Here is a 23,273-nt window from a genome sequence, read left to right as displayed (position 1 = left end):
TGGCTGGCGGATTGTGGTCTTCGTGAAGGTTCTCCGGTGGTCGGAGGGTGTGTATAGCCTGCGGTGAGCTGGTGGGATTCATGTGGTCTGGGTGGGGTGTATGGGTGAAACCGCTGAGCGCGGGCCGGTCGTCGGGCGGGTGCTGGGGACGCAGTCGGCGACGCCGCTGTCGTTCTGGGTGGGGCTGGAGCCCGGGACGGTCGTCCAGTTGGACGAGGTGATCGCCGCGCGGCGGGAGGTGCCGGGGCGGGGCGAGGTGCTGATCGCCGGGGTCGTCACGAACGTGGAGGCCAGGCATGAGGGCGCCGCCTACGACTCGGACGTGTTCCTCATCGCCCAGGGGGTGCTGCCCGCGGCGGTGGTCGAGTCGGCCGAGGTCACGGTGACGCGGGTCGAGCCCGAGGTGTACGTGCCGCCGCTGCCCGGCACCGAGGCGCGGCGGGCGGGCGCGCTGGACCGGGAGCGGGCGCTGTACTTCGACGTGATGGAGCGGCGGATCCCGGTCGGGCTCGGGCGCGACGGGGAGCCCATCCACGTGAACCTGGAGTTCCTGGACGGGACGCGCGGCGCGCACGTCTCCATCTCCGGGATCTCGGGCGTGGCGACCAAGACGTCGTTCGCCACGTTCCTGCTCTACTCGATCTTCAATTCGGGGGCGCTCGGCGCGGAGGCGCACAACACGAAGGCGCTGATCTTCTCGGTGAAGGGCGAGGATCTGCTCTTCCTCGACCACGCCAACAACCGCCTGGACGAGAACGCGCGGGCCGCGTACCGGCGGCTGGGGTTGCAGCCGGGGCCGTTCGGCAGCGTGCACGTGTTCGCGCCGCCCAGGCCGGGCGACCCCAACGGGACGCCCCACGTCACGGCCCGCACCCAGGACGTCAGCCCCTTCTACTGGACGCTCGCCGAGTTCTGCGAAGAGGAACTGCTGCGTTACGTGTTCGCCGACACCGAGGACGAGCGGGCGCAGTACACGATCCTGATCGGGCAGGTCGCCGCGAGGCTCGCCCGGGACGCCGAGCCCGTCGGAGGCGGCGGGGCGGTCCGGCTGGGGGACGGCGGCCAGGTCTGCCGCACCTATGAGGATCTGGTGCGGTTCATCGAGGAGACGCTGACGGACGAGGACACCCGCCGCGCCTGGGGCGCGCAGCTGATGGGGCTCGGCACCGTCAACGCGTTCCTGCGGCGGCTCCGTTCGTCGGTGCGTCCGCTGTCGCCGATCGTGCGGGGCGACCTGCCGGCGAGGAGCGGCCGGTCGATCGAGACCGATGCGCAGGTCACCGTGGTGGACCTGCACAACCTGCCCGAGCGCGCCCAGCGGTTCGTCGTCGGGGTGGTGCTGCGCGGCGAGTTCGCGCGCAAGGAGAGCACCGGCAGCGCGAGGCCGCTGCTGTTCGTGGTCCTGGACGAGCTGAACAAGTACGCGCCGCGCGAGGGCGACTCCCCGATCAAGGAGATCCTGCTGGACGTCGCCGAGCGGGGCCGTTCGCTCGGGGTGATCCTCATCGGGGCGCAGCAGACGGCGTCGGAGGTCGAGCGCCGCATCGTCGCGAACTGCGCGGTGCGGGTGGCGGGCAGGCTGGACGCGGCGGAGGCGACGCGGGGCGAGTACGGCTGGCTGCCGCCGGCCGCGCGGGCGCGGGCCACGATCGCCAAGCCCGGGACGATGTTCGTGGGGCAGCCGGAGCTGCCGGTGCCGCTGGCCGTGGAGTTCCCGTTCCCCGCCTGGGCGACGCGTCCCGCCGAGGCGGTCCCGCGTGCCGCGGCGCGTTCCGGGCCGTCCCGCGACCCGTTCGAGGGCCTCGGCGAGGACGACGACGAAGTACCCCCCTTCTGATCCACCGGGAGCGAACGATGAAGTTCCTGCACACCGCCGACTGGCACGTCGGCAAGGTGCTCCGGGGCCGGTCGCGGTTCGAGGAGCACGCGTCGGTGCTGGGCGAGCTGGTCGACGTCGCGCGGGAGGAGGATGTCGACGCGGTCATCGTCGCGGGGGACGTCTTCGACGGCGCGGTCCCGACGCCGCCGTCGCAGGCCCTGGTGATGAAGACGCTGCTGGCGCTCCAGGAGGGCGGCCGCGAGGTCGTCGTCCTCGCGGGCAACCACGACGATCCGCGCCTGCTGGACGACGTGTACCGGCCGGTGCTGCGGCAGCTCGGCATCCGCGTCGTCGGGAGGTTCCGGCGCCCGGGCGCGGGCGGGCTGCTGTCGTGGACGGCCCGCACCGGGGAGCCGGTCAGGCTCGCCGCCATGCCGTTCCTGTCGCAGCGTTACGTCGTCCGGGCCCTGGAGGCGCTGACCGGCACGCCCGACCAGCACAACCGCGACTACGCCCACCGGTTCGGGCAGCTCGCCGCGGCGCTCACCGAAGGGTTCAGCGCCGACACCGTGAACCTGATCGCGGCGCACGGGACGCTGCCGGGCGGCAGGCTCGGCGGCGGCGAACGCGAGGCGCAGACGATCTTCTCCTACTACTTCGAGTCGTCGGCGTTCCCGCCGACCGCCCACTACGCCGCGCTCGGCCACCTGCACCGGCGGCAGCGGATGCCGGGCCCCTGCCCCATCTGGTACAGCGGCTCCCCGATCGCCGTCGACTTCGGGGAGGAGCAGAACACGCCGGGCGCGCTGGTCGTCGACGTCGCGCCGGGACGTCCCGCCGACGTGCGGGAGGTGACGCTGAAGGGCGCCCGCATCCTGCGCACGGTCACCGGCTCCCTCGGCGCGCTGGAGGCGATGGCGGACGGTCTCGGGGACGCGTGGCTGCGCGTCGTGGTCGCGGAGAAGCCGCGCGCCGGGCTCGCCGACGACGTGCGGGAGCTACTCCCGAACGCGCTGACCGTCGACATCGACGAGGCGTTCCGCCCCACCTCCGCGCCGCGGAGCATGACCGTCGCGGGGCAGGACGCCCCGACGCCGCGCCGGCTGTTCCGCACCTACCTCGAGCAGCAGGGCCACGAGGACGAGAAGGTCGAGGCGTTGTTCGACCGGCTGTACGACGAAATCGACGGGCAAGAAGGGGACGGCTGATGCGGCCGCTGTGCGTCCACATGGACAACTTCTGCAGCTACCGGACGCCGACCTCGGTCGCCATGCACGACGTCGACTACTTCGTCCTGGTCGGCCCCACCGGATCGGGCAAGAGCACCGTCATCGACGCGATCTGCTTCGCGCTGTACGGGTCGGTGCCGCGCTGGGGCAAGGAGAACGTGATCCGGCTGGCGCTGGCGCCGTCGGTCAACTCCGGCAAGGTCGCGCTCGTCTTCGAGTCGGCGGGCCGCCGCTACGGGGTCGTCCGCGCGCTGGCCCGCGGCGCCCGCGGCGCGGTGACGACGAAGGAGGCGCGGCTGGACGAGCTCGACCCGTCCGTCGACCCCGCAGGCGGCATCGAGGAACTCCTGGCGGCCCAGGTCCGGACGGTCGCCGACGGCGACGGGGTGACGGCCGCCGTGCAGCGCATCACCGGGCTCGAGTACAAGTTCTTCACGCAGTGCGTCGTCCTCCCGCAGGGACGCTTCGCGGACTTCCTGCAAGCCGAACCGAGCAAGCGGCAGGACCTCCTCGTCCAGCTCCTCGACGCGAAGACCTTCGAGGTCATCATGCGGCGGGCGAACGATGAGGCCAAGGCCGCCGCGGCCCACGCGCAGGCGGCGCAGGTCCAGCGCGACAAGCTCACCGAGGCCGACGAGGCCGCCGAGAACGAGGCCGCGCGGCGGCTGGAGCGCCTGCACGCCCTCGCCGAGGAGGCCCGTTCGGCACTCGACGATCTCCACCGCATCGACGCGGGCATTCGGGAACGGGAGGCCGAGGCCACCGAGGCGGCACGTTCGCTCGCCGCCCTGACCGCGCTCGCCATGCCCGAGGACGTCCCCACCCTCGCCGACGACCTGAAGGCCGCGAAGGACGCGGCCGAGCGGCTCGCCCAGGAGGTGACCCGGCACGAAGAGGCCGAGTCCGAAGCCCGCGACAGGCTCGCCGACCTCGGCGACAAGACCGTCCTCGACCTGGCGATCAGCGCCCATCGCGAGCACGCCCGCCTCACCGGCGAGATCGCGACCGCCCGGACCGGTGTGGAGGAGGCGCGCCGAGAGGTGGACGACACCGGCGCGGACCTCGCCGTCGCCCGCGCGAACCTCGAACAGGCCGAGGCCGAGCGGCAGCGCGTCCGCGACGCCGACACCGCCGCCGATCTCGCCCGGCGGCTCTCCGTCGGCGAACCCTGCCCGGTCTGCCGGCGGGACGTCACCCACCTGCCCGAGCACCACGCCCCGCCCGCACTCGGCGCGGCGGACCGGAACGTTCAGGCCCGCAAGCGGGAACTCGACGACGCACAGGCGAGACTTCAAGAGTCGGAGCGGCAACTGTCGAGGCGGGAAGCAGACCTCGCCGCTCTCGGGCGGCAACGCGACGCCGAGGCCGAGCGCATCCGCGCCCACCCCGACCTCGACGACGCGCAGCGCCGCCGCGACGCCATCGACCTGGCAGGCCAAGAAGCGACCAGAGCACGGCAGGCCCTGCTCACCGCCCGAGCCGAACTGGCCAAGGCAGAAGACGGGCGCGCCGAACTGAACCGCGAGGCCGACAGGGCGCTCACCGAGCTGGACCGCGCCCGCGACACCGTGGTCGCGCTCGGCGCCCCGTCGGTCGACCGCACCGACCTGCACGCCGCCTGGACGGCCCTCCTCGCCTGGCGCGACGTGGAGACGGGCCGCCGGAGACGGGCCGCCGAGGCGATGAAGACCATGCTGAGCGACCTGCGCCGGCGGAGGGACGAGGGACACGAGGCGCTCGCCGCCGAACTGGACGCCCACGCGATCGCCGTGCCCGCGCCCATCGAGCCCGACACGGTCCGCGAAGCCGTCCTGAACGCCCGCAACCAGGCCGGGAACCGGCTGGAGCGCATCCGCCGGGACCGCAGGCTGGCCGCCGAACTGGGCGAGGAGATCCGCCGCCGAGGGCAGGACGCCCGGGTCGCGGGCGAACTGGCCCGGCACCTGCGGGCCAACAACTTCGAGAACTGGCTGTGCGGCGAGGCCCTGGCGCTGCTCGTCGACACCGCGTCCGGGACGCTGCGGGAACTGTCGGACGGCCAGTTCGAACTCGTCCTCGACGGCAAGAACGCCATCGAGGTGATCGACTACGCGGAGGCGGGGCTGCGGCGCAGCGTCCGGACGCTGTCGGGCGGCGAGACGTTCCAGGCGTCGCTCGCGCTCGCCCTGGCGCTGTCGGACCAGGTCGCGCGGTTCGGCGGCGGCGCGGCCCGGAGCCTGGACTCGATCTTCCTGGACGAGGGCTTCGGCACCCTCGACCCCGTCACCCTCGACACGGTCGCGACGACGCTCGAACGCCTGACGTCAGGGGGCGATCGTATGGTCGGCATCGTGACCCACGTTCCGGCGCTCGCCGAGCGCGTCCCCGTCCGCTTCGACGTGTCCCGCGACAACACCGGCTCGCATCTGGAGAAGAAGGCCACGTGACCACGGCACCGCCGGCCGCGACCGCCGCCATCACCGTCGACCCCTGGGACCCGGGGTACGCCACCTCGCTGACCGCCGAGGCGATCGGCGAGCTGGACCCCTCGTCCGTCAAGCTCGACCTCGAGGTGGAGCTGCCGCCGGACCGCTGGCGGCCGGTGTCCCCGGCCGCGGCGGGGCCGCCGCCCGGCGGGCTGATCGTGGCGGACGGGGTCCGCCGCGTCGAGGCGCGGGTGTGGGTCGGCGACCCGTCCGGGGGCATGCCCGCCCCCGGCATCGCCGCGTCCTGCGCCGCCGGCCTGGTGCGCTGCGCGCCCGGCGGGCTCGCCGAACTCGCCGAGGTGGACGTGCGCCGCTCGCTGTTCACCCCGTCTCCGCACGCCGCCGACCTGGCCACCTGGGCGGGCACGTACGTCGCGGCGCGGGCCCGCGGCGGCACCGCCGAGCAGCTGTCCCTCGCGCTCCAGGGGCAGCTCAGCGACCTGGAGGTGACCCTCGCCACCCGGTACCGGACGGCGTCCGGCCCCGACGACCTGCTCATCGTGGACGGCCCCCTGCGCGGCCGCGCCCACCTGCCGCGCACCATCGGCTACGTCAAGACCCACCATGCCGCCTACCTGGCCGACCCGCAGACGGCCGTCCTCACGGCGCTGCGGCCGGGCCAGCGCACGCCCGTCTTCCTCATGACGACGAGCTGGGCGCGGCACTCCTGGTATCTGCGGCTGCCGACCCCGTCCACCGCACCATGGGCGGGCATCGCCCGCTGCGAGGCCGCCGCCGACCTGTCCCGGGACGCGGTGACCGAGCTCGCCGACCACAGCGCGGCGATCATCCCGGGGCTGGCCGGGATCGGCTACAAGGATCCGCGCGCCCCGCAGAACCTCGTCCCGATCGGCGGCCTGGAGAAGGTTCTCCGGCACCGGCTGGGCGACCCCGGCCTGCTCTACCGCGCGCTCCGGACGGCCACGCGGCCCCGCGGCGGCTGATCCACCGGACGCGGCCGCGATATTCGGCTGGCTCTGACCTGTGACGACAAACTGTGACGACCCACGCCGCCGCCGAGGCCGCTTCGGGCGACGGGTTCAGTACCGGGCGTCGAGGACGCGTCCGTCCGCGGTGCCGATGAGGACACGGCCGTCCTCCGGTATCGCCAGCGATGTCCCGGACGCGGGCATGCCGTGGACGGTGAGCGACCGTCTCCAGCGGGGCCTGCCGTCCGCGGCGCCCAAGGCGACGACCTCGCCCGAGTCCAGCGCCGCCAGGACGGTGTCCCCGGCGGCGTCCATCGCCGTGATGACGGCTTCGCATGCGAAGACCCATCCGGGCTCGCCGTCCGCCTGCCGCCGCGCCACGAACGCCTCGACCCGCGGGTGCGGACCTGGGCGGCGGACGGCGCCGGCATGGACCAGCGCGTCCTGCAGCCGGACGCCGGGTCCGCCGGAGAACCGGGTACCGCGTCCGGTGTCCCAGTCCAGGGGGAACAGCGGCTGGACCGCGCCGGAAGGCTCCACGGCCGCGATCCACGCGCCGTGCGGTGTGGGCTGCAGGAACAGCAGCTCCGGGCTTCGGCGGATGACGAAGGTGGTGTTGTCGAACTCGTACCCTCCCAGGTCGAGGGGCGCCGACTCCTGCTGGTCAGGGGACACCAGGGTGGTGGCGGCCTCGGTGGGGGCGTGCCGGGTGTCCAGCAGCATCACCCAGCCGTCCTGCCTCCCGGTCACCGCGACAGGGGTCTGCGAACCGGCGGGACGCAGGACCTCGCCGTTCTGGAGCGACAGGCGTTCGGCGCCGTTCGGCCGGTACCGCACCCGGGGCCCGTCCCAGCCGGGCGCCCACTGGACCTCCACCCAGGCGGCCCGCTGGTCCGGGGTGACCACGATCCGCCTGCCACCGCCACCGGGCACCGGCGCCGCCCACTCCCGCCGGCCGGACGGCAGCCACGACTCCAGCCGCACGCCGTCCAGCGCGGCCAGGACCCGGCCGTCGCGCAGCGGCTCCACCGCCCGGACCTGGCGGCGCGGCGTGAATGTCACGTTCCGGCACGCGGCGCTGAGCGATTCCAGGGTGCGCAGTGCCGCCTCCGGAGCGCCCGGGGGCACCGACGGCACGCGGTCTCCGGCCAGCTCGGCCGGGCCGACCGCCTTCGCGGGCGTGGCCGCCCAGTCGTCACGGGCGATGGACGGAGCGAAACCCCAGGTGTCGTGCTCGCCGCTCTCATCGTCGACCGCGGCGAGGACGAGGTCGAGGCGGTGTTCGTTCCGCCACCGCGCGGACCGGACCTCCCTCTCCGAGGCGAAGGCGGAGACGGCCTCACCCGAGAGCAGGTCGAGCAGGAGCAGCTCGCCTTTGTAGAAGAAGCCGCCGTCGTAGTCTCCGGTACCGATGGCCGCCAGCGGCAGCACCGGATGGAACGCGATGGTGTTGACCGGCCACCGCGACGGCAGGAGGAACCGGCAGCGCAGGTCGTCCAGGCCGTAGACCCCGATGCGGTGGGTACTCCGCCCGCTGGTGAGGACGCCGGGCTGCCACCCGGGAGGGCCGACCGCGCCGCCGGCGACGACGAGCCCCCTCCGCTCGCCGACGGCCGCCACCGACGGAAAACCGATCTCGGCGAAGGGACGGTCGCCGAGAACGCGATCGACGATCAGCGAATCCGGCACGGGGCGCCCTCCGGGGGTCGGCGAGTCGGGCCCATCCTCGCAGGTGTGCCTCGAAGCCGGGGCCGCTTGAGACATGCCCCGGCTAGGGCCGGAGGCCGCCGGTCCAGGTGCTTTCGAGGTGTCCGCCGTCGACCGGGGCCATCCGGCGCAGGGCGGCGCGGGCGCCGTCGCCGCCGGTGGCGAGGCGCACGGCGATCTCGTCCTCGATGTCCTTCGGCGCCCCTCCGGAGTAGCCGTTGAAGACGCTGGAGAAGATCAGCATGCGGCCGCGGGGGTCCGTCACGTAGCCGGACAGGGCGGTGACGCCGGTCAGCGTCCCGGTCTTGGCGTGCACGTTCCCGGCCGCGGCGGTACCCCGCATGCGGTTCGCGAGCGTCCCGCCGGTCAGCGGGTCCGGCTGCCCGGCGACGGGCAGCGCCGAGTACCAGGCGGGGAACCACGGCCGCTTCCGGACGTTCCTCAGCAGCGTGCTGAGCTGCACGGCCGTCGTGCGGTTGCCGCGCGACAGGCCCGAGCCGTCCGTCATGGTCACCTGGGAGGTGTCGACGCCGAGGCGCCGGATGTGGGCGGTGACGGCGGGCAGCCCCGCCGCCCAGGTGCCTTCGCCCCGCACCTTGCGGCCGATCGCCTTGACGAGGGTCTCGGCCATGACGTTGTTGCTGAGCTTCAGGAACGGCTTGGCGAGCCGCGACAGCGGCATCGACGTCCGGGTGGCGACCGTCCGGGCGCCCGGCGGCGTCCTGCCGCGCTCGGTCGTGCCGGACACCCGGACGCCGTGCGCCTTCAGCGCCCTGCGGAACACGTCCGCCGCGTACAGCGTGGGCCCCTCGACCGTCCGCAGGACGCTGGTGGGCGCCGCGCCCGCCGGGTGGGAGCCGGTGATGACGATGGTGTTGGCGCCGTTGCTCCGGTCGACCGCGAGGGTGGACGGCGATCCGGGCGGGCCGGTGACCGCCCTGTTGTCGATCTTCACGACGCCGGTGCCGGGGGTCAGCCCGGCCCGGACGGGGTCCCCTTCGCGGGCGGCGGGGGAGAGGGAGATCTCGATCGAGCCCGCGTCGAAGTCGTCGTTGGGCGAGACGGTGAGCGCGGACGTCTGCCCGGCGTAGGCGTACTGGAGGTCCGCGGGATCCCAGTCGTCGGGGGTCCGCTTGGCGCCGAACCACGTGTCGTCGGCGACGAGGTCGCCCTTGATCTCGGTGATGCCCGCGGCGGCGACGGCCGCGGCGAGGCGGTCGTATTCGGCGGCCCGCATGGTGGTGTCGCCGGTGCCCTTGAGGTAGAGGTTTCCGCCCTTGACGCTCACCGTCGTGCGGAACCGGTAGCCGGGGCCGAGAATGCCGAAGGCCGCCGCCGCGGTCTGCAGCTTGTTGTTGGACGCCGGGGTGACCTGCCCGCCGCCGTCGCGGTCGTAGAGGAACTCGCCGGTCCTGGCGTCGCGTACGACCACGTCGACGGCCGCGCCCTGGAGGCGCCCGTCGCGGAGTACGGCGTCCAGGTCCTCCGCCAGGCCATCGGCGGGGGCGGCGTGGGCGGGGACGGCGGCGGCGCCGCCCAGGACCGTGCTTCCGCCCAGCAGCAGGGCGACCCCGACGTTTCTGATCATGACATCCGAGTCTAGGAAGGCGGCGCCGGGCCCCCAAGCACCTCCGCGACCCCGGGGCGTCCGCGCAGGTGGCCGCTAGAGTGATCTTAATCACATTAATATACAAACAACCCTTGACGCGCGACACTACTTTGTCTAGCGTTCCTCGCGGTCGAGGTAAGCGTCCCGATTTCCCCGCGTGGAGGGAAGGCCTCATGCCCACCAAGTCCGAACCTGATCGGGACACCGTCGCCGTCCCCGACGATCCGCTGCTCGCCGTCGAGGGTCTCGACGTCGGCTACGACGGTGCCGTGCGCGCTCTGCGCGGAGTGTCCCTGCAGGTCCCGAGGGGCGGCGTCGTCGCCGTGCTCGGCGGCAACGGCGCCGGGAAGACCACCCTCCTGCGCGCCGTCTCCGGATCGCTGGGCTCCGTCGGCGGCGGCATCACCGCGGGGACCGTCCGCCTCGACGGACGCGACATCGGCGGCCTGCCGACCGCGGAGATCGTGCGGGCGGGCGTGGCGCAGGTCCCCGAGGGGCGGCGGGTGTTCCGCGACCTGACGGTGGAGGAGAACCTGCGGGCCGGCGGGTTCACCGCGGCGGAACGCGCCAAGCGCGAGGCCCTCGACCGGGTCTTCGAGCTGTTCCCCGATCTGGCCGGTCGGCGCCGGCAGCGGGCGGGGCTGCTGTCCGGGGGCCAGCAGCAGATGCTCGCCATCGGCCGCGGGCTGATGAGCCGGCCCCGGCTGCTGCTCCTGGACGAGCCGTCGCTCGGCCTGGCGCCGCAGCTGGTCACCCAGATCGGCGAGATCATCACGGAGATCAACCGGCAGGGCACGGCGGTGCTGCTGATCGAGCAGAACGCCGTGATGGGGCTGCGGGTCGCGGGCAGCGCCTACGTGCTGGAGGTGGGGAAGGTCGCCGCGTCCGGCCCCGCCGAGGTGCTGGCCGGCACCGACGAGATCCGCAGCCGCTACCTCGGCGGCGGCACGACCGAAGCCGCCGACACCGACACCGGCACCGAGGCCGAGGCCGACACCGAATCGGACGCCGCCGGCACCGGGGACGGCGGGCTGACCGGGCTGACCGGCCTGGCCAAGGCCATGCGCGCCGGCGCGGGCGACCGCGCCGTGCGCGCGGAGGCGCTGCGCGTGGACGGGGTGACGGTCCGGTTCGGCGGCGTCACCGCGCTCATGGACGTGTCCTTCGAGATCGCGCCCGGCACGGTGCACGCCCTCATCGGCCCGAACGGGGCCGGCAAGTCGACCTGCATCAACGTCCTCGGCGGCGCGTACAAGGTCGCCGAGGGCACCGTCCGGTACGGCGACCGGGTCCTCACCGGGCTGCGGGCGGACCAGATCGCCGGGCTCGGCGTCGCGCGGACCTTCCAGAACATCTCGCTGTCCCTGGACGCGACGGTCGCCGACAACCTGCTCACCGGACGGCACCGGCTGATGCGGTCCGGCGTCCTCGGCGGCGCGCTCGGCCTGCCGCGCGCCCGCCGCGAGGACCGCGAGCACCGCGCCCAGATCGGCCGGGTCGCCGACCTGCTCGGCATCGCCGGGCTGCTCGGCCGGGCCGTGCACACCCTCTCCTACGGCGACCGCAAGCGGGTCGAGCTGGGACGCGCGCTGTGCGCCGAGCCGACCCTGCTGCTCCTGGACGAGCCGGTCGCCGGGATGAACCACGGCGAGTCCGCCGAGATGGCCGAGACGATCATGGCGGTCCAGCGCGAGCTCGGGATCTCCATCCTGCTCGTCGAGCACGACATGCCGTTCGTGATGGGCCTGGCCGAGCGCGTCACCGTGCTCGACTTCGGCCGCCTCATCGCCGACGGCACGCCCGCCGAGGTCCAGCGCGACCCCGAAGTCCTGCGGGCCTACCTCGGGTCGGAGGCGGCATGAGTTATCTGCTGACACAGCTGGTCAACGGCGTGTCGCTCGGGCTGGTCCTCGGGCTGATCGCGGTCGGCTTCGTGGTCGTGTTCAAGTCGACCGGGGTGCTGAACTTCGCGCACGGCTCGGTGCTGCTGCTCGGCGCCTACCTGGTGGCGCGGCTGCAGTCGCCGCTCGGGTTCTGGCTCGCGCTCGCGGCCGGGGTCCTGGGCGCCGCCCTGGTCGCGGCGCTGATCAACGCGCTGCTGGTCCGGAACGTCGCCGAACGCGACCCCGGGGTGTTCGCGATCTTGACGATCGGCGTGGACATCCTGCTGCTCACCGAGCTGACCAGGCAGATCGGCAACGACGTCCTCAGCAACGGCGCGCCGTGGGGCGCGTCGGTGGTCACGGTGGCCGGGGTCAGCCTGCCGGCGTCCCGGGCGATCGCGGCCGGGGCGGCGCTGGTGCTGTTCGGCACCCTCGGGGTGCTGGCGGCCCGCACCGACTGGGGCGTCGCGATGCGCGCGGCGGCGGCCGACCCCGACACCGCGTCGCTGATGGGCATCCGGCTCAGCCGCACCAGCGCGATCGGGTGGGGGATCGCCGGTGCGCTCGCGGCCGTCGCCGGGGTGTTCCTCACCTCCTACCCGACGCCCGGCGTGGAGCCCGGCATCTCCGTCATCGCCTTCGCCGCCATCCCCGCCTGGGTGCTGGGCGGCTTCGACTCCGTCCCGGGCGCCGTCGTCGGCGGGCTCGTCATCGGCGTCGCGCAGGCGCTCGCGGTGGGTTACGAGTCCGATCTGCACTTCCTCGGCAGCGGCTTCGGCGAGGTCGTCCCGTACGCGGTGATGGTCCTGGTCCTGCTGCTGCGCCCGCACGGGCTGTTCGGCCAGAAGGAGGCCATTCGTGTCTGATCGGCCGCACGCTCTCGGGCTCGCCCGGTTCCAGCGGGTCACGCCGTCCCGGGCCGTCGGCGGCGCCCTGCTGCTCGCCGCCGTCGCCGGGCCGCTGTGGCTCACCGACTTCTGGCTCCAGGCCGGGCTGTTCGCGATGGCGGCGGTGGTCGGGGCCATCGGCCTCACCCTGCTGGTCGGCGTCGCGGGCCAGCTCTCGCTCGGGCACGCGTTCTTCCTCGGCGTCGGCGCCTACACCTACACCCTCCTCGCCGGCGCGCAGGAGGACGACATGTCCGGCTTCGGGTTGCCGCCGGTGCTGGCCCTGATCGCCGCCGCGGTGGTCTCGGGCGCGGCGGGCGCCCTGTTCAGCCCCATCGCGGGACGGCTGCGCGGCATCTACCTCGGCCTGGCCTCCCTCGGGCTGGTGTTCCTCGGCCGGCACGTCTGGCTCAACGCCGACGACGTCACCGGCGGGTACAACGGCCGCACCGTCGAGGCGTTCGCGGTGCCCGGCTTCAGCTTCAGCGACGAGAACCCCGAGTACCTCGCGGTGCTCGGGACGCCGTTCGGGGAGCTGCACCGCCTCTGGTACCTGTTCCTGGTCATCGCGCTGCTGGCGGCGCTCCTCGGCCGGGGCATCAAGGCCGGGCGGGCGGGACGGGCGATGGCCGGCGTCCGCGACGGCGAGACCGCAGCCGCGTCCGTCGGGATCCAGGTCGCCCGGGTCAAGGCCACCGCGTTCACCGTCTCCTCGGTCTACGCCGGGATCGCCGGCGCGCTGACGGCGCTGGCGTTCGGCCGGATCGCGCCGGACTCGTTCGCGCTGACGGTGTCCATCGACTACCTGGTGATGATCGTGCTCGGCGGGGCCGGCTCGATCGCGGGCGCCTCCGCCGGGGCGGTGTTCGTCTCGGTGCTGCCGCTGCTGCTCGTCCAGTACAGCTCGCAGCTGCCCTTCCTCTCCGCGCCCGGCTCCGGCGGCCTCGACGCCGCCACGCTGAGCCGGTTCGTCTACGGCGTCGCGATCATCGCCGTCCTGATCTTCCTGCGCGGCGGGCTCTCCGGGGCCCTGCGCCGTGCGGGGGTCCGCACCGAACGGACCGGGGGGCCGGCCCGGTCCACGCGTCCTGCCGAACGTTCCAGCCTGAAGGAGACCACCCCATGACATTCCGTCCCCTCGCAGCGGCGGCCGTGTGCCTGGTCGCGCTAGCGGCATGCAGCACCACCGACCCCAACGCCGGATCCGGAGGAGACGACAAGGGCGTCCGCACCGGCAACGGCGTCACCGACTCCGAGATCAAGATCGGCGTCCTCACCGACCTGTCCGGGCCGTTCAAGGCCGGCGCCGCCGTCCAGGTCGCGGAGAAGAAGGCGTACTGGGCGGCCAAGAGCGCCGAGGGCGGCATCTGCGGCCGCAAGATCACGGTCGACGTGCGCGACCACGGCTACAACCCGCAGCGCGCCGTGTCGCTCTACCGGAGCATGTCGCCGGACGTCGTGGCGCTCCAGCAGGTGCTCGGCTCGCCCGTCGTCGCGGCCATCCTCCCGCTCGCGGAGAAGGACGACCTCTACGTCGGCGGCATGGGCTGGGCCAGCGTCGCCCTCAAGTACAAGGTGGCGCAGGTCCCCGGCACCACCTACAGCATCGAGGCCGCCAACGCCATCGACTACCTCGTCGACACCCTGAAGGTCCCCGAGGGCAGCACGATCGGGCACGTCTACTTCGAGGGCGACTTCGGCGGCGACTCCCTCGCCGGCGCTCAGCACGCCGCCAAGGAGCGCGGGCTGAAGATCCACCCGATCAAGATCACCCCGCAGGACTCCGACATGTCCGCCCAGGCGACCGCGCTGGAGCGGGCCGGCGTCAAGGGCGTCATCCTGGGCGCCGCCCCGTCGCAGCTGTCCTCGCTGGCCAGCGTCCTCGCCTCCAACGGGGTGAACGTCCCCCTCATCGGGAACACGCCCACGTTCAACCCGGCGCTGCTCGACACCCCCGCCAGGGAAGGGCTGATCAAGAACTTCTACACGGTGACCAGCGTCGCGCCGTACAGCGGCGAGGGCGCCGGGGTGAAGAAGTCCACCGCGATGTTCGAGAAGGCCGCGCCGGACGGCGCCAAGGGCTGGGAGGTCCCGCTCGCCTACGGGCAGGCGGAGCTGCTCGCCGCGGCGCTGGAGGCGGCGTGCAAGAGCGGTGACCTCACGCCCAAGGGCGTCGTCGAGGCGATGCGCAAGACGTCCGACCTGGACACCCAGGGCCTGTTCGCCGGGAAGCTGAACTTCACCGAGGTGGGCAAGCCCCCGACGCGCACGGTGTTCGTCTCCAAGGTCGACGCGAAGGCGCCGGGCGGGCTGAAGGTGCTGGACACCATCGAGGGCCCGAGCGCCCTCAGCTACAAGTTCGACTGAGCGGACGGCACCATGACGGACACGCTCCGGCGGTCGGAAATCCGCGGCGCGCCGAGCCCGCGGCTCGAGGAGGCGGTGGTCGGCGACGTGCTCCGCCGGGCCGCCCGGCTGGGACCGGACGACGTCGTCCTGACCGTCCCGGCCGGGCGGGGCCCGGGGAGCCGGCCGGCGGAGAGCTGGACGGCGGCGGAGCTGCTGGCCGACGCCACCGCCGTGGCGGCGTCGCTGCTGCTCCGCCATCCGCCCGGCACGCGCGTCGCCACGTACCTGGCCAACGGGCCCGAGGCGGTCCTTCTGCAGTTCGGCGTGGCGCTGGCCGGCATGGTGCTGGTACCGGTCAACCCGAAGGCCCGGCCGGACGAGCTGGCGCACGCGCTCGGCCTGTCGGAGGCCGCGCGACTGTACGTCCGCGAGGAGGACGCGGACGTGGCCGGCGAGGCCGCGTCCAGGGCGGCGCGGCTCGAAACGGTGGTGCGCCTCGGCGGGGACTGGCGGGAACTGCGGGCGGAAGGGCCGGCGCCGGTCCTCCCGCCGGTCGCCCCGGACTCGCCGGCGCAGATCCAGTTCACCTCAGGGACGAGCGGACGGCCCAAGGGCGTACTGATCCACCACCAGGGCATGGTGCTCACCTCCCATGCGTTCGCCGGGCGCATCGGCTTGCCGCCGGGGGGTGTGTGGGTCAACCCGATGCCGCTGTTCCACACCGCGGGCAACGTCCTCGGGACGATGGGCGCGCTGTGGCAGCGCGCCGAGCACGTCGTGCTGCGGTTCGAGCCCGCCGCCGTGCTGGAGGCCGTGGCCGCCCGGCGGGCGACACTGCTGTCCGCCGCGCCGACGCTGCTGCACCTGCTGATGGACCATCCGGACTTCGCCGGCACCGACACGCGCGACCTGCGGGTGGTGTTCACCGGCGGGATGCCCCTGACGCCCGCGATGGTCGACACGATCGAGGCGCGCTTCGGCGCGCCGCTGTCGGTCACGTTCGGCATGACGGAGACGTGCGGCTGCGCCTTGCAGACGGCGCCCCTGGCCGATGGCGCCGAGGTCCGCCGCACCACGGTCGGCACCCCTATCGAGGGCACCGACGTGCGGGTGGTGGACCCCGCCGGCGAGGTCGTCCCGATCGGCCGGGCCGGGGAGCTGCTGCTCCGCGGCGCACGGCTGACCCGCGGCTACCACGGCGACCCGGAGGCGACCGCCCGCGCCATCGATGCCGGCGGCTGGCTGCACACCGGCGACCTCGCCGTGATGGACGCCGGGGGACGCCTGCGCATCGCCGGGCGGCTCAAGGACATGATCAAGACCGGGGGCGAGAACGTCGCCCCCGAGGAGGTCGAGGAGGTCCTCACCGGCCACCCCGCCGTGGCGCGCGCGGCGGTCGTGGGCGTTCCGGACACCCGGTGGGGTGAGCTGGTGGTCGCCTTCGTCGTCCCCGAGCCCGGCGTGGACTTCGACGCGGACGCGGTCACCGCGCACTGTCGTGAGCGGCTCAGCCCGTTCAAGGTGCCCCGCCGCTGGACCGTCGTCGACGAACTGCCGCTGACCGCCTCGGCCAAGGTCAGGCGCGCGGAACTGCGCCGCCGCGCCGCGGCCGGCGCGGGCCGGGGCCGCGGCTAGCGCGGGCCGGGCTCCGTAGGCGGCAGCGGGGTCTCCTTGGTCGGCTCAAGGTAGTTGTGCGCCGCCGCGGCGAGGACGGCGCCGGTCATCGGGGCCACGATGAACAGCCAGACCCCTTCCAGGGCCGAGCCGCCGGTGATCAGGGCCGGGCCCAGGCTCCGCGCCGGGTTGACCGACGTTCCCGTCATCGGGACCCCGATCAGGTGGACGAGGGTGAGCGCCAGCCCGATGGCCACGCCGCTGACGGAGGGGATGGCGGTCGAGCTCGTCATGGACAGGACGACGAACACGAACAGCGCGGTCAGGATCGCCTCGGCGAGGAACGCGCCGCCCGCGTTGATCTGGATGAGGCTGTCCTCGCCCCACCCGTTCGCCCCCAGGCCGGTCGTGGACCGGCTGTAGATCGCGGAGCCGGAGAAGGTGAGCCAGAGCAGGAGGGCGCCGAGGATCCCGCCGACGAACTGGGCGATCCAGTAGCCGCCCGCGTCCCCGGGCGAGATCCGGCGGGCGAGCAGCACGCCCAGCGTGACCGCCGGATTGATGTGGCAGCCCGAAACCGGGCCGATCGCGTAGACCAGGACCAGCAGCACCAAGCCGAACGCCAGTGCCGTGGCCACGACCCCCGCGGAGGGGCTGTTGCCCGCCACGCCGAATCCGAACGACAGGGTCGCCACCCCCACCGCGAAATAGACGAGGAGCAGGGTGCCCACGAGTTCCGCCGCGACTCTTCTGACCACGCGTCCCCCTCTTCGATCAGCCGGTTCGCTCCACCTATCCCCGGGAGACGCGGGACATCCGCGCCGAATGATCATTTCTGCCGGAGATTTGGCGTCCGGTTGACCTTCCGTGAGGGCGCCGGGACCTTCGCCTCTTCTGGAGCGCGCCCGATGAGCGCAGACTGGACGGAGGAGGGCAGGCACATGGACGGCTCAGAGGGGATTCGAAGACCGCACGTCCTGTTCGGCTACGACGGGACGCTGGAGAACGACGACGCGCTGCGCTGGGCGGTGGAGGAGGCGCGGCGACGCGACCTCGACCTGGTGATCTGCCACTGCTGGCACTGGCCGTACGCGAGCGGCCACGAGGACCCGGACGCCGAAGCGATCATGAAGCGGGCGGGGGAGAACCTGCTGGAGCGGGGCGTGCGCCGCGCGCGGAGGCTGGGCGCGCCGGGCACGGTGCGCCGGCGCCTGATGCGGGGGCCGGTGACCGAGGCGCTGCTGCACGCGTCCGGCGCGGCGGAACTCCTCGTGATCGGCTCGAACGATCGGCTGGAGGAGGGGGCGACGGCGCTCGAGGTGCCGGCGCGGTCGGAGCGGCCGGTGATCGTGGTCGCCGGCGGACGGTCCCGGCCCCGCCTGGTGGTGGTGGGCACGGACGGGACGGCGGGCTGCGACTCCGCGCTCGGCTTCGCCTTCGTGGAGGCGGCGTTGCGCGGCTGGGGCCTGCACGTCGTCTACGGATGCTGGGAGCCGGCGGCGGTGAGCGAACCGGAGCTGGCGCTGTTCAACGACAGGGAACTGCTGGAGAAGACGCGCGCCGCCGAACTGGAGGAGGCCGTCGCGCCGTGGCGGGAACGCCGCCCGGAGGTCGACGTGACGGTCTCCCTGCTGCTGGAACGCCCGAGCGAGGTGCTGCGGGACGCGGCGGACGGCGCCGGGCTCCTCGTGCTGGGCGACCGCGGAACCGGCTCCGAGCGGCTGGGCGCGACGAGTTCCGGGATGCTCCGCGAGGCGCGGTGCCCCGTCGCGGTCGTCCCGGGCCGGCACTCCCGGGACGCCTGGGCCCACACCTTCGACCGGGACACCGCACCCGACGACTGGCCCGTCCAATAACCGGCCCCGCTGATGGCCGGCCGCGGCCGGCGGCTACGACTTGCGGAGGATGCCGCCGTACTCGGTGAGGTCGCGTCCCACCTTGGAGGCCCCGGCGTACGGCAGCAGCTCGTCCGGGACGGGAGCGAGCGGCGGCTGGTCGGGGTCGGGGCGCCAGTTCACGACGTCCACCAGGCCCGGTTCGACGGGCTCCAGGTAGTTCCGGAAGAGCGCGTCGACCTCCGCGCGGTTGCGGCCGCGCCACGGCATTCCGGCGTTGTTCGCGTTGGCCTCCACCTCGGCGCCGCGTACGGGGTCGTCGCAGACGACCTGGCTGAAGGCCAGGTGGCTGCCGGGGACGGCGCGGTCGATCGCGTGGTGCAGGACGCCGGGCGGGTCGTCGGCGTCGAGCAGATGGTGGCCGATGGACAGGAACAGCACGGCGACGGGCTCGTCGAAGTCGATGAGGCGCCTGGTCTCCTCGTGCTCCAGGACGGCCGTCTGGTCGCGCATGTCGGCCGTGATCACGACCGTGGAGCCGTCGCCGGCCAGCAGCGCGCGGGCGTGCGCGAGCACGATGGGGTCGATGTCGACGTAGACGACGCGGGCGTCGGGCGCGAACTTCTGCGCGACCTGGTGGACGTTGTCGTCGGTGGGCAGCCCGCAGCCCATGTCGATGAACTGCCTGATCCCCGCCTCCTCCGTCAGGTACCGGACGGCCCGGTACAGGAACAGGCGGTTCGCCCGCGTGATGTCGACGAACTCGGGGAACGAGGGCAGGCTGCGCAGCGCGAACTGCCGGTCGACCTCGTAGTTGTCCTTGCTGCCCAGCGACCACGCGTAGACGCGGGCGGACGTGGGGATGTCGTGGGGGATCTCGGCCGGGACTTCGTCTGTGCCCACCGTGCGCTCCTGACCGTCCGAAAGATGCGCTTATAGGGGCTTTCAGGCTAGTGGCCCCGTGCCCGTTCCGCCTCCGATCCGGCGAAGAACGATCATGGCTTCGCGACCAGCGCGGCGGTCGCGTCCAGCGCCGGGTCGGTCGGCAGGTCGGGGTCGAGGATCAGCTGGAGCAGCAGGCCGTCCAGGACGGCGGTGAACAGCATGGCGGTGCCCTCGCGGCGCTCGACCGGCCAGTCCGGGCACAGCTGCGCCAGCCGCTCGGCGATCCGGCTCCGCAGGGCGCGCGACCAGTCCCGGCGCTCGGCGCCCATCCGCGGGTCGCGCAGCGCCCTGACCAGCAGTTCGGCGGCCAGCCTGAGGTTGCGTTCGCCGGCCACCATGTCCGGGACGAGATCGCGCAGCGCCCGCACCGCGGCCGGGGTGTCCGGCGCCGCCAGCAGTGCGTCCACCACCGGATCGACGATCATTTCGCTGGCCCGCTGCGCGACGGCGACGTGCAGCCCCGGCAGCCCGTTGAAGTAGTGGTGGAGCAGGCCCGGACGGGTGCGGGCGCGGTCCGCGACGGCCCGGGCCGTGATCGCCGCCCAGCCGCCCTCGGCGAGCAGATCGAGGCCGATCCGCACGAGCTGTTCCCGGCGCGCCCGCCCGCGAGGAGTCGACGCGCGATGGTCCTCGTGGGTCATGCCGCCAAGCTATCCCAACGGTTGCATCGTGCAAAGATCATCAGCGCGGACTTCGGGCGTTGCGGTTCCGGCCATCCTTGCACTGTGCAAGGATGAAACGTCCCAAGATGGAACGCGGTGGTCCGCTCGGAGGCGTGCTGTGAGCGACGACGCCGCGACCGCCTTGCCGCTGTCGATCGACATCACCATCGAGCGGCGCTGCATCGTCGTCCGGCTCGGCGGGCACCTGGTCATCGGCAACGTCCCCAGGCTGAACCGCTGGATCGACCGCATCGGGAGACTGGAGGGCCGCGTCCTGGTCGCCATGGACCTCCAGGGCGTCGTCGGCTGCGACTCCGTCGGCGTCGACGCGCTGGCCGACGGCGCGGGCCGCATCCGCCGCGCGGGCGGCCACGTCATCGCCGCGCACTACCCCGGAACCTGCGCGGACCTCCGGGGACGGGCCGTCCTGGAGACCCGCCCCACCGTCCAGGACGCCATCGACGAACTCCACGACCGGCGCCCGTAGCGCCGGACGGGAGCCCCCGGCCCCTTCGGCCGAGCGGCTCCCGTCCCTGAGCGGGCTCCCGTCCTCGCCGCTACGAGGCGCGCTCGCGTTCGGCGGCGAGCTGCAGCGCAACGTCGATGATCATGTCTTCCTGGCCGCCGACGTAACCGGCCTCGCCGACCTTCTGCAGGATCTCGTGCGCCGGGACGCCGTAGCGTTCGGCGGCGCGCTCGGCGTGCAGCAGGAAGCTGGAGTACACGCCCGCGTACCCCTGCGTGATCGCGCCCCGGTCCGCGAACGGCAGCCGGTGCAGGAACGGCTTCACCACGTCGTCGGCGGCGGCCATCACGCCCTGCACGTCCACTCCCGTCGGGACGCCGAGCCGCTCGAACGTCGGGACGAGCACCTCGGTGGGGGAGTTGCCCGCCCCCGCGCCCAGCGCGCACAGCGCCCCGTCGATCTGCAGGGCGCCGTTCTGCTGCGCCAGCACCGAGTTCGCGACGCCCAGCGACAGGTTCTGGTGGCCGTGGAACCCGACCTGCGCCTCCCGCCCGATCTCCTTGACGAGCGCGCTGATCCGCTCCTGCGCCTCGCCGAGGACGAGGGCGCCCGCGGAGTCGACGACGTAGACGCACTGCGCGCCGCCGTCCACCATGATCCGGGCCTGCTTCGCCAGCTCCTCCGGTTCGACGCGGTGCGCCATCATCAGGAACCCGACGGTCTCCATGCCGAGGTCGCGCGCGGCGGCGAAGTGCTGGAGCGACACGTCCGCCTCGGTGCAGTGCGTCGCGATCCGGGCGACGGCCGCGCCGGCGTCGTGGGCCAGCTTCAGGTCCTCGACCGTGCCGACGCCCGGCAGCATCAGCACGGCGATCTTGGCGCGGGCCGCCTCGTCCACGGCGGCGGCGACGAGCTTGACGTCGTCCTCCAGCGAGAAGCCGTAGTTGAACGACGAGCCGCCGAGGCCGTCGCCGTGCGTGACCTCGATGACCTCCACCCCGGCGCCGTCGAGGGCGTGCACGACCCCGCGGACCTGCTCCTCGGTGAAGCGGTGCGCCATCGCGTGGCTGCCGTCCCGCAGCGTCGAGTCGGTGATCCTGATCTTCTGGGCGTCGCTCATGAGGTGGCCTTCCTGCGTGCGAGCTGCTCACCGACGCGGGCGGCGGCCGCGGTCATGATGTCGAGGTTGCCGGCCCAGGGCGGCAGGTAGTCGCCGTTGCCGCGGACCTCCAGGAACACCGCGACGCGGGCCATCCCGTTCCAGATTTCGCGGGGCTCGTCGAACTGCGGCTCGGCGCGCAGCGTGTAGCCGGGCACGTAGGCGGCGACCTCGGCGACCATCTTCTCGACCGAGTCGGTGATCGCCTTGGTGTCGGCGTCCGCCGGGATCGCGCAGAACACCGTGTCCCGCATGATCATCGGCGGGTCGACCGGGTTCAGGATGATGATCGCCTTGCCCCGGCCCGCGCCGCCGACCCGCTCGATGGCGTCGGCCGTGGTCACGGTGAACTCGTCGATGTTGGCGCGGGTGCCCGGCCCCGCCGAGCGGGACGCGATCGACGCGACGATCTCCGCGTACGGCACCGGGACCACCGAGGAGACGGCGTGCACGATCGGGATCGTCGCCTGCCCGCCGCACGTGATCATGTTGAGGTTGGGGGCGTCCGACAGCGTGTCCAGGTTCACCGGCGGGCACACCAGCGGCCCCGTCGCCGCGGGCGTCAGGTCGACCGCGGTGATCCCCGCCTCCTCGTAGCGCGGGGCGTTGGCCAGATGCGCCTTCGCGGACGTCGCCTCGAACACGATGTCCGGGAGGGACGGCTGCGCCAGCAGCCAGTCCACGCCCTCCGCCGACGCCGGGACGCCCAGCTTGCGGGCGCGCTCCAGGCCGTCCGAGCCCGGGATCACCCCCACCATCGAGTGGACGTCGATCAGCTCACTGCGCATCAGCTTGACCAGCAGGTCGGTGCCGATGTTGCCGGGACCGACGATCGCGGCGCTCAGCTTGCTCATGCCTGTGCCTCCTTTCCGAACCGGGCAGTCACAGAACCGATCCCGGCGAATGTGGCGGTGAGGGTCTCACCGGGTGCGACCGGCACCGCGGCGGTGATCGAGCCGGGCAGCACCACATGGCCCGCCTCCAGCGACACGCCGCGTTCACCGAGGACGTTGGCCAGCCAGACCAGCGCGTTGATCGGCGAGCCCAGCACCGCGCCGCCCGCGCCGGTGTCGATCAGGTCGCCGTCGCGGCGCAGCAGGCAGCCCATCAGCGACAGGTCCAGGCCGTCCAGCCGGACGGGGCGGGTGCCGAGCACGACACCGCCGCTGGAGGCGTTGTCGGCGATCGTGTCCGGGAGCGTGATCTTCCAGTCGGCGATCCGGGAGTCGATGACCTCCAGCGCCGGCAGCACGTACTCCACGGCGCCGACCGCGTCGGCGGCCGTCGCGCCCGGCCCGGCCAGCGGACGCCCCAGCACGAACGCGATCTCCGGCTCGATGCGGGGCTGCAGGAACCGGCCGGTGTCGATCGGGGCGCTGTCCTGGAAGAACATCGAGTCCAGCAGCACGCCGAAGTCCGGCTGGTCCACCCCCATCTGCCGCTGCATCGCCGCCGAGGTCAGCCCGACCTTGTGGCCCTTGATCCGCGCGCCCGCGCCCGTCCACGCCTCCACCTGCGCGAGCTGGACCGCGTACGCGTCGGCGACCGACATGTCCGGATGGTTCGCCGTCAGCGGCGAGATGGGAGTGCCGGTCGCGTACGCGTCGAGCAGCGCCGCCGCGGCCTTCTCCACCGAACCCGGGTCCATGGGCTGTCCTTTCCTCGTCTGCGCAGGTGGTCGTCCGCGCAGGGCGAGCCTCTCCCGCCCGGGGCGC

At 73.4% G+C, this 23,273-nt stretch carries 19 protein-coding genes; 11 read left to right on the top strand and 8 right to left on the bottom strand.

Annotation, left to right across the window (positions count from 1 at the left end; all coding sequences use genetic code 11):
* Positions 1-100 precede the first annotated feature (100 nt).
* From AB0C35_RS41275 to AB0C35_RS41260, 4 genes are read left to right on the top strand one after another with little or no spacing between them, the layout of a single operon-like run.
* The gene (locus AB0C35_RS41275; protein WP_358468445.1) at positions 101-1,837 is read left to right on the top strand and encodes an ATP-binding protein; all 1,737 of its coding nucleotides are present in this window, start codon (positions 101-103) and stop codon (positions 1,835-1,837) included.
* Positions 1,838-1,854: 17 nt separating this feature from the next.
* Complete coding sequence (gene sbcD / locus AB0C35_RS41270; RefSeq protein ID WP_358468442.1) at positions 1,855-3,027, top strand: exonuclease subunit SbcD; 1,173 nt, start codon at positions 1,855-1,857, stop codon at positions 3,025-3,027.
* Positions 3,027-5,474 carry an SMC family ATPase gene (locus tag AB0C35_RS41265; protein WP_358468440.1) on the top strand — a complete coding sequence of 816 codons (2,448 nt, stop codon included), beginning with the start codon at positions 3,027-3,029 and terminating at the stop codon, positions 5,472-5,474. The genes sbcD and AB0C35_RS41265 overlap by 1 nt, the downstream gene beginning before the upstream one ends.
* The gene (locus AB0C35_RS41260) at positions 5,471-6,457 is read left to right on the top strand and encodes a hypothetical protein (RefSeq protein WP_358468437.1); all 987 of its coding nucleotides are present in this window, start codon (positions 5,471-5,473) and stop codon (positions 6,455-6,457) included. The genes AB0C35_RS41265 and AB0C35_RS41260 overlap by 4 nt, the downstream gene beginning before the upstream one ends.
* A 96-nt stretch (positions 6,458-6,553) precedes the next feature.
* Here AB0C35_RS41260 and AB0C35_RS41255 read toward each other — a convergent pair whose 3' ends face one another.
* Together AB0C35_RS41255 and dacB are read right to left on the bottom strand one after the other, a co-directional pair.
* Positions 6,554-8,131 (bottom strand): hypothetical protein, encoded by a 1,578-nt coding sequence (locus tag AB0C35_RS41255; protein WP_358468434.1) that lies wholly within the window; start codon positions 8,129-8,131, stop codon positions 6,554-6,556.
* An 82-nt stretch (positions 8,132-8,213) separates the two neighbouring features.
* Positions 8,214-9,737, bottom strand: coding sequence for a D-alanyl-D-alanine carboxypeptidase/D-alanyl-D-alanine-endopeptidase (gene dacB / locus AB0C35_RS41250; RefSeq protein WP_358468431.1), 1,524 nt, complete (start codon positions 9,735-9,737; stop codon positions 8,214-8,216).
* A gap of 194 nt (positions 9,738-9,931) precedes the next feature.
* Between dacB and AB0C35_RS41245 the strand changes: the two genes are divergently transcribed.
* Genes AB0C35_RS41245 through AB0C35_RS41225 form a run of 5 tightly spaced genes read left to right on the top strand, consistent with a single transcriptional unit; the run spans position 9,932 to position 16,512 of the window.
* Positions 9,932-11,620, top strand: coding sequence for an ATP-binding cassette domain-containing protein (locus AB0C35_RS41245; RefSeq protein WP_358468428.1), 1,689 nt, complete (start codon positions 9,932-9,934; stop codon positions 11,618-11,620).
* Positions 11,617-12,507, top strand: coding sequence for a branched-chain amino acid ABC transporter permease (locus AB0C35_RS41240; RefSeq protein WP_358468425.1), 891 nt, complete (start codon positions 11,617-11,619; stop codon positions 12,505-12,507). Before AB0C35_RS41245 ends, AB0C35_RS41240 begins: the two co-directional genes overlap by 4 nt.
* A complete protein-coding gene (locus tag AB0C35_RS41235) occupies positions 12,500-13,654 on the top strand; it encodes a branched-chain amino acid ABC transporter permease (protein WP_358468422.1) in 1,155 nt (384 codons plus the stop codon). The genes AB0C35_RS41240 and AB0C35_RS41235 overlap by 8 nt, the downstream gene beginning before the upstream one ends.
* On the top strand, positions 13,651-14,895 hold the full coding sequence (locus AB0C35_RS41230) for an ABC transporter substrate-binding protein (protein WP_358468419.1): 1,245 nt from the start codon (positions 13,651-13,653) through the stop codon (positions 14,893-14,895). Before AB0C35_RS41235 ends, AB0C35_RS41230 begins: the two co-directional genes overlap by 4 nt.
* Positions 14,896-14,907: 12 nt before the next feature.
* Complete coding sequence (locus AB0C35_RS41225) at positions 14,908-16,512, top strand: class I adenylate-forming enzyme family protein (protein WP_358468416.1); 1,605 nt, start codon at positions 14,908-14,910, stop codon at positions 16,510-16,512.
* Here AB0C35_RS41225 and AB0C35_RS41220 read toward each other — a convergent pair.
* On the bottom strand, positions 16,509-17,249 hold the full coding sequence (locus tag AB0C35_RS41220; protein WP_358468413.1) for an aquaporin: 741 nt from the start codon (positions 17,247-17,249) through the stop codon (positions 16,509-16,511). The two genes, AB0C35_RS41225 and AB0C35_RS41220, sit on opposite strands and share 4 nt — an antisense overlap.
* Before the next feature lie 150 nt (positions 17,250-17,399).
* Between AB0C35_RS41220 and AB0C35_RS41215 the strand changes: the two genes are divergently transcribed.
* A complete protein-coding gene (locus tag AB0C35_RS41215; protein WP_358468410.1) occupies positions 17,400-18,347 on the top strand; it encodes a universal stress protein in 948 nt (315 codons plus the stop codon).
* A 33-nt stretch (positions 18,348-18,380) separates the two neighbouring features.
* Here AB0C35_RS41215 and AB0C35_RS41210 read toward each other — a convergent pair whose 3' ends face one another.
* Both AB0C35_RS41210 and AB0C35_RS41205 read right to left on the bottom strand, forming a co-directional pair.
* Entirely contained in the window at positions 18,381-19,229 is an 849-nt protein-coding gene (locus tag AB0C35_RS41210) for an SAM-dependent methyltransferase (RefSeq protein ID WP_358468407.1), read from the bottom strand.
* Positions 19,230-19,321: 92 nt separating this feature from the next.
* Positions 19,322-19,912 (bottom strand): TetR family transcriptional regulator C-terminal domain-containing protein, encoded by a 591-nt coding sequence (locus AB0C35_RS41205; RefSeq protein ID WP_358468404.1) that lies wholly within the window; start codon positions 19,910-19,912, stop codon positions 19,322-19,324.
* Between the two features lie 139 nt (positions 19,913-20,051).
* On the opposite strand from AB0C35_RS41205, the gene AB0C35_RS41200 reads away from it, so the two are divergent.
* Positions 20,052-20,420 carry an STAS domain-containing protein gene (locus tag AB0C35_RS41200; RefSeq protein ID WP_358468401.1) on the top strand — a complete coding sequence of 123 codons (369 nt, stop codon included), beginning with the start codon at positions 20,052-20,054 and terminating at the stop codon, positions 20,418-20,420.
* A gap of 70 nt (positions 20,421-20,490) precedes the next feature.
* Here the strand turns inward: AB0C35_RS41200 and dmpG are convergent, their stop codons facing one another.
* The 3 genes from dmpG to AB0C35_RS41185 are packed head-to-tail and all read right to left on the bottom strand — an operon-like array spanning position 20,491 to position 23,206.
* Positions 20,491-21,519 carry a 4-hydroxy-2-oxovalerate aldolase gene (gene dmpG / locus AB0C35_RS41195; protein ID WP_358468398.1) on the bottom strand — a complete coding sequence of 343 codons (1,029 nt, stop codon included), beginning with the start codon at positions 21,517-21,519 and terminating at the stop codon, positions 20,491-20,493.
* Positions 21,516-22,412, bottom strand: a complete 897-nt coding sequence (locus AB0C35_RS41190; protein ID WP_358468395.1) for an acetaldehyde dehydrogenase (acetylating) — start codon at positions 22,410-22,412, stop codon at positions 21,516-21,518. Before AB0C35_RS41190 ends, dmpG begins: the two co-directional genes overlap by 4 nt.
* Positions 22,409-23,206: a 2-keto-4-pentenoate hydratase gene (locus AB0C35_RS41185; protein ID WP_358468392.1), complete on the bottom strand. Its 798-nt coding sequence runs from the start codon at positions 23,204-23,206 to the stop codon at positions 22,409-22,411. Before AB0C35_RS41185 ends, AB0C35_RS41190 begins: the two co-directional genes overlap by 4 nt.
* Positions 23,207-23,273: the final 67 nt, after the last annotated feature.

Origin of the sequence: Spirillospora sp. NPDC048819, from assembly GCF_040650055.1 — a bacterium.
Classification (GTDB): domain Bacteria; phylum Actinomycetota; class Actinomycetes; order Streptosporangiales; family Streptosporangiaceae; genus Spirillospora.
Note: the sequence above shows the minus strand (reverse complement) of the source record. Positions and strands in the feature narration are given on the sequence as shown.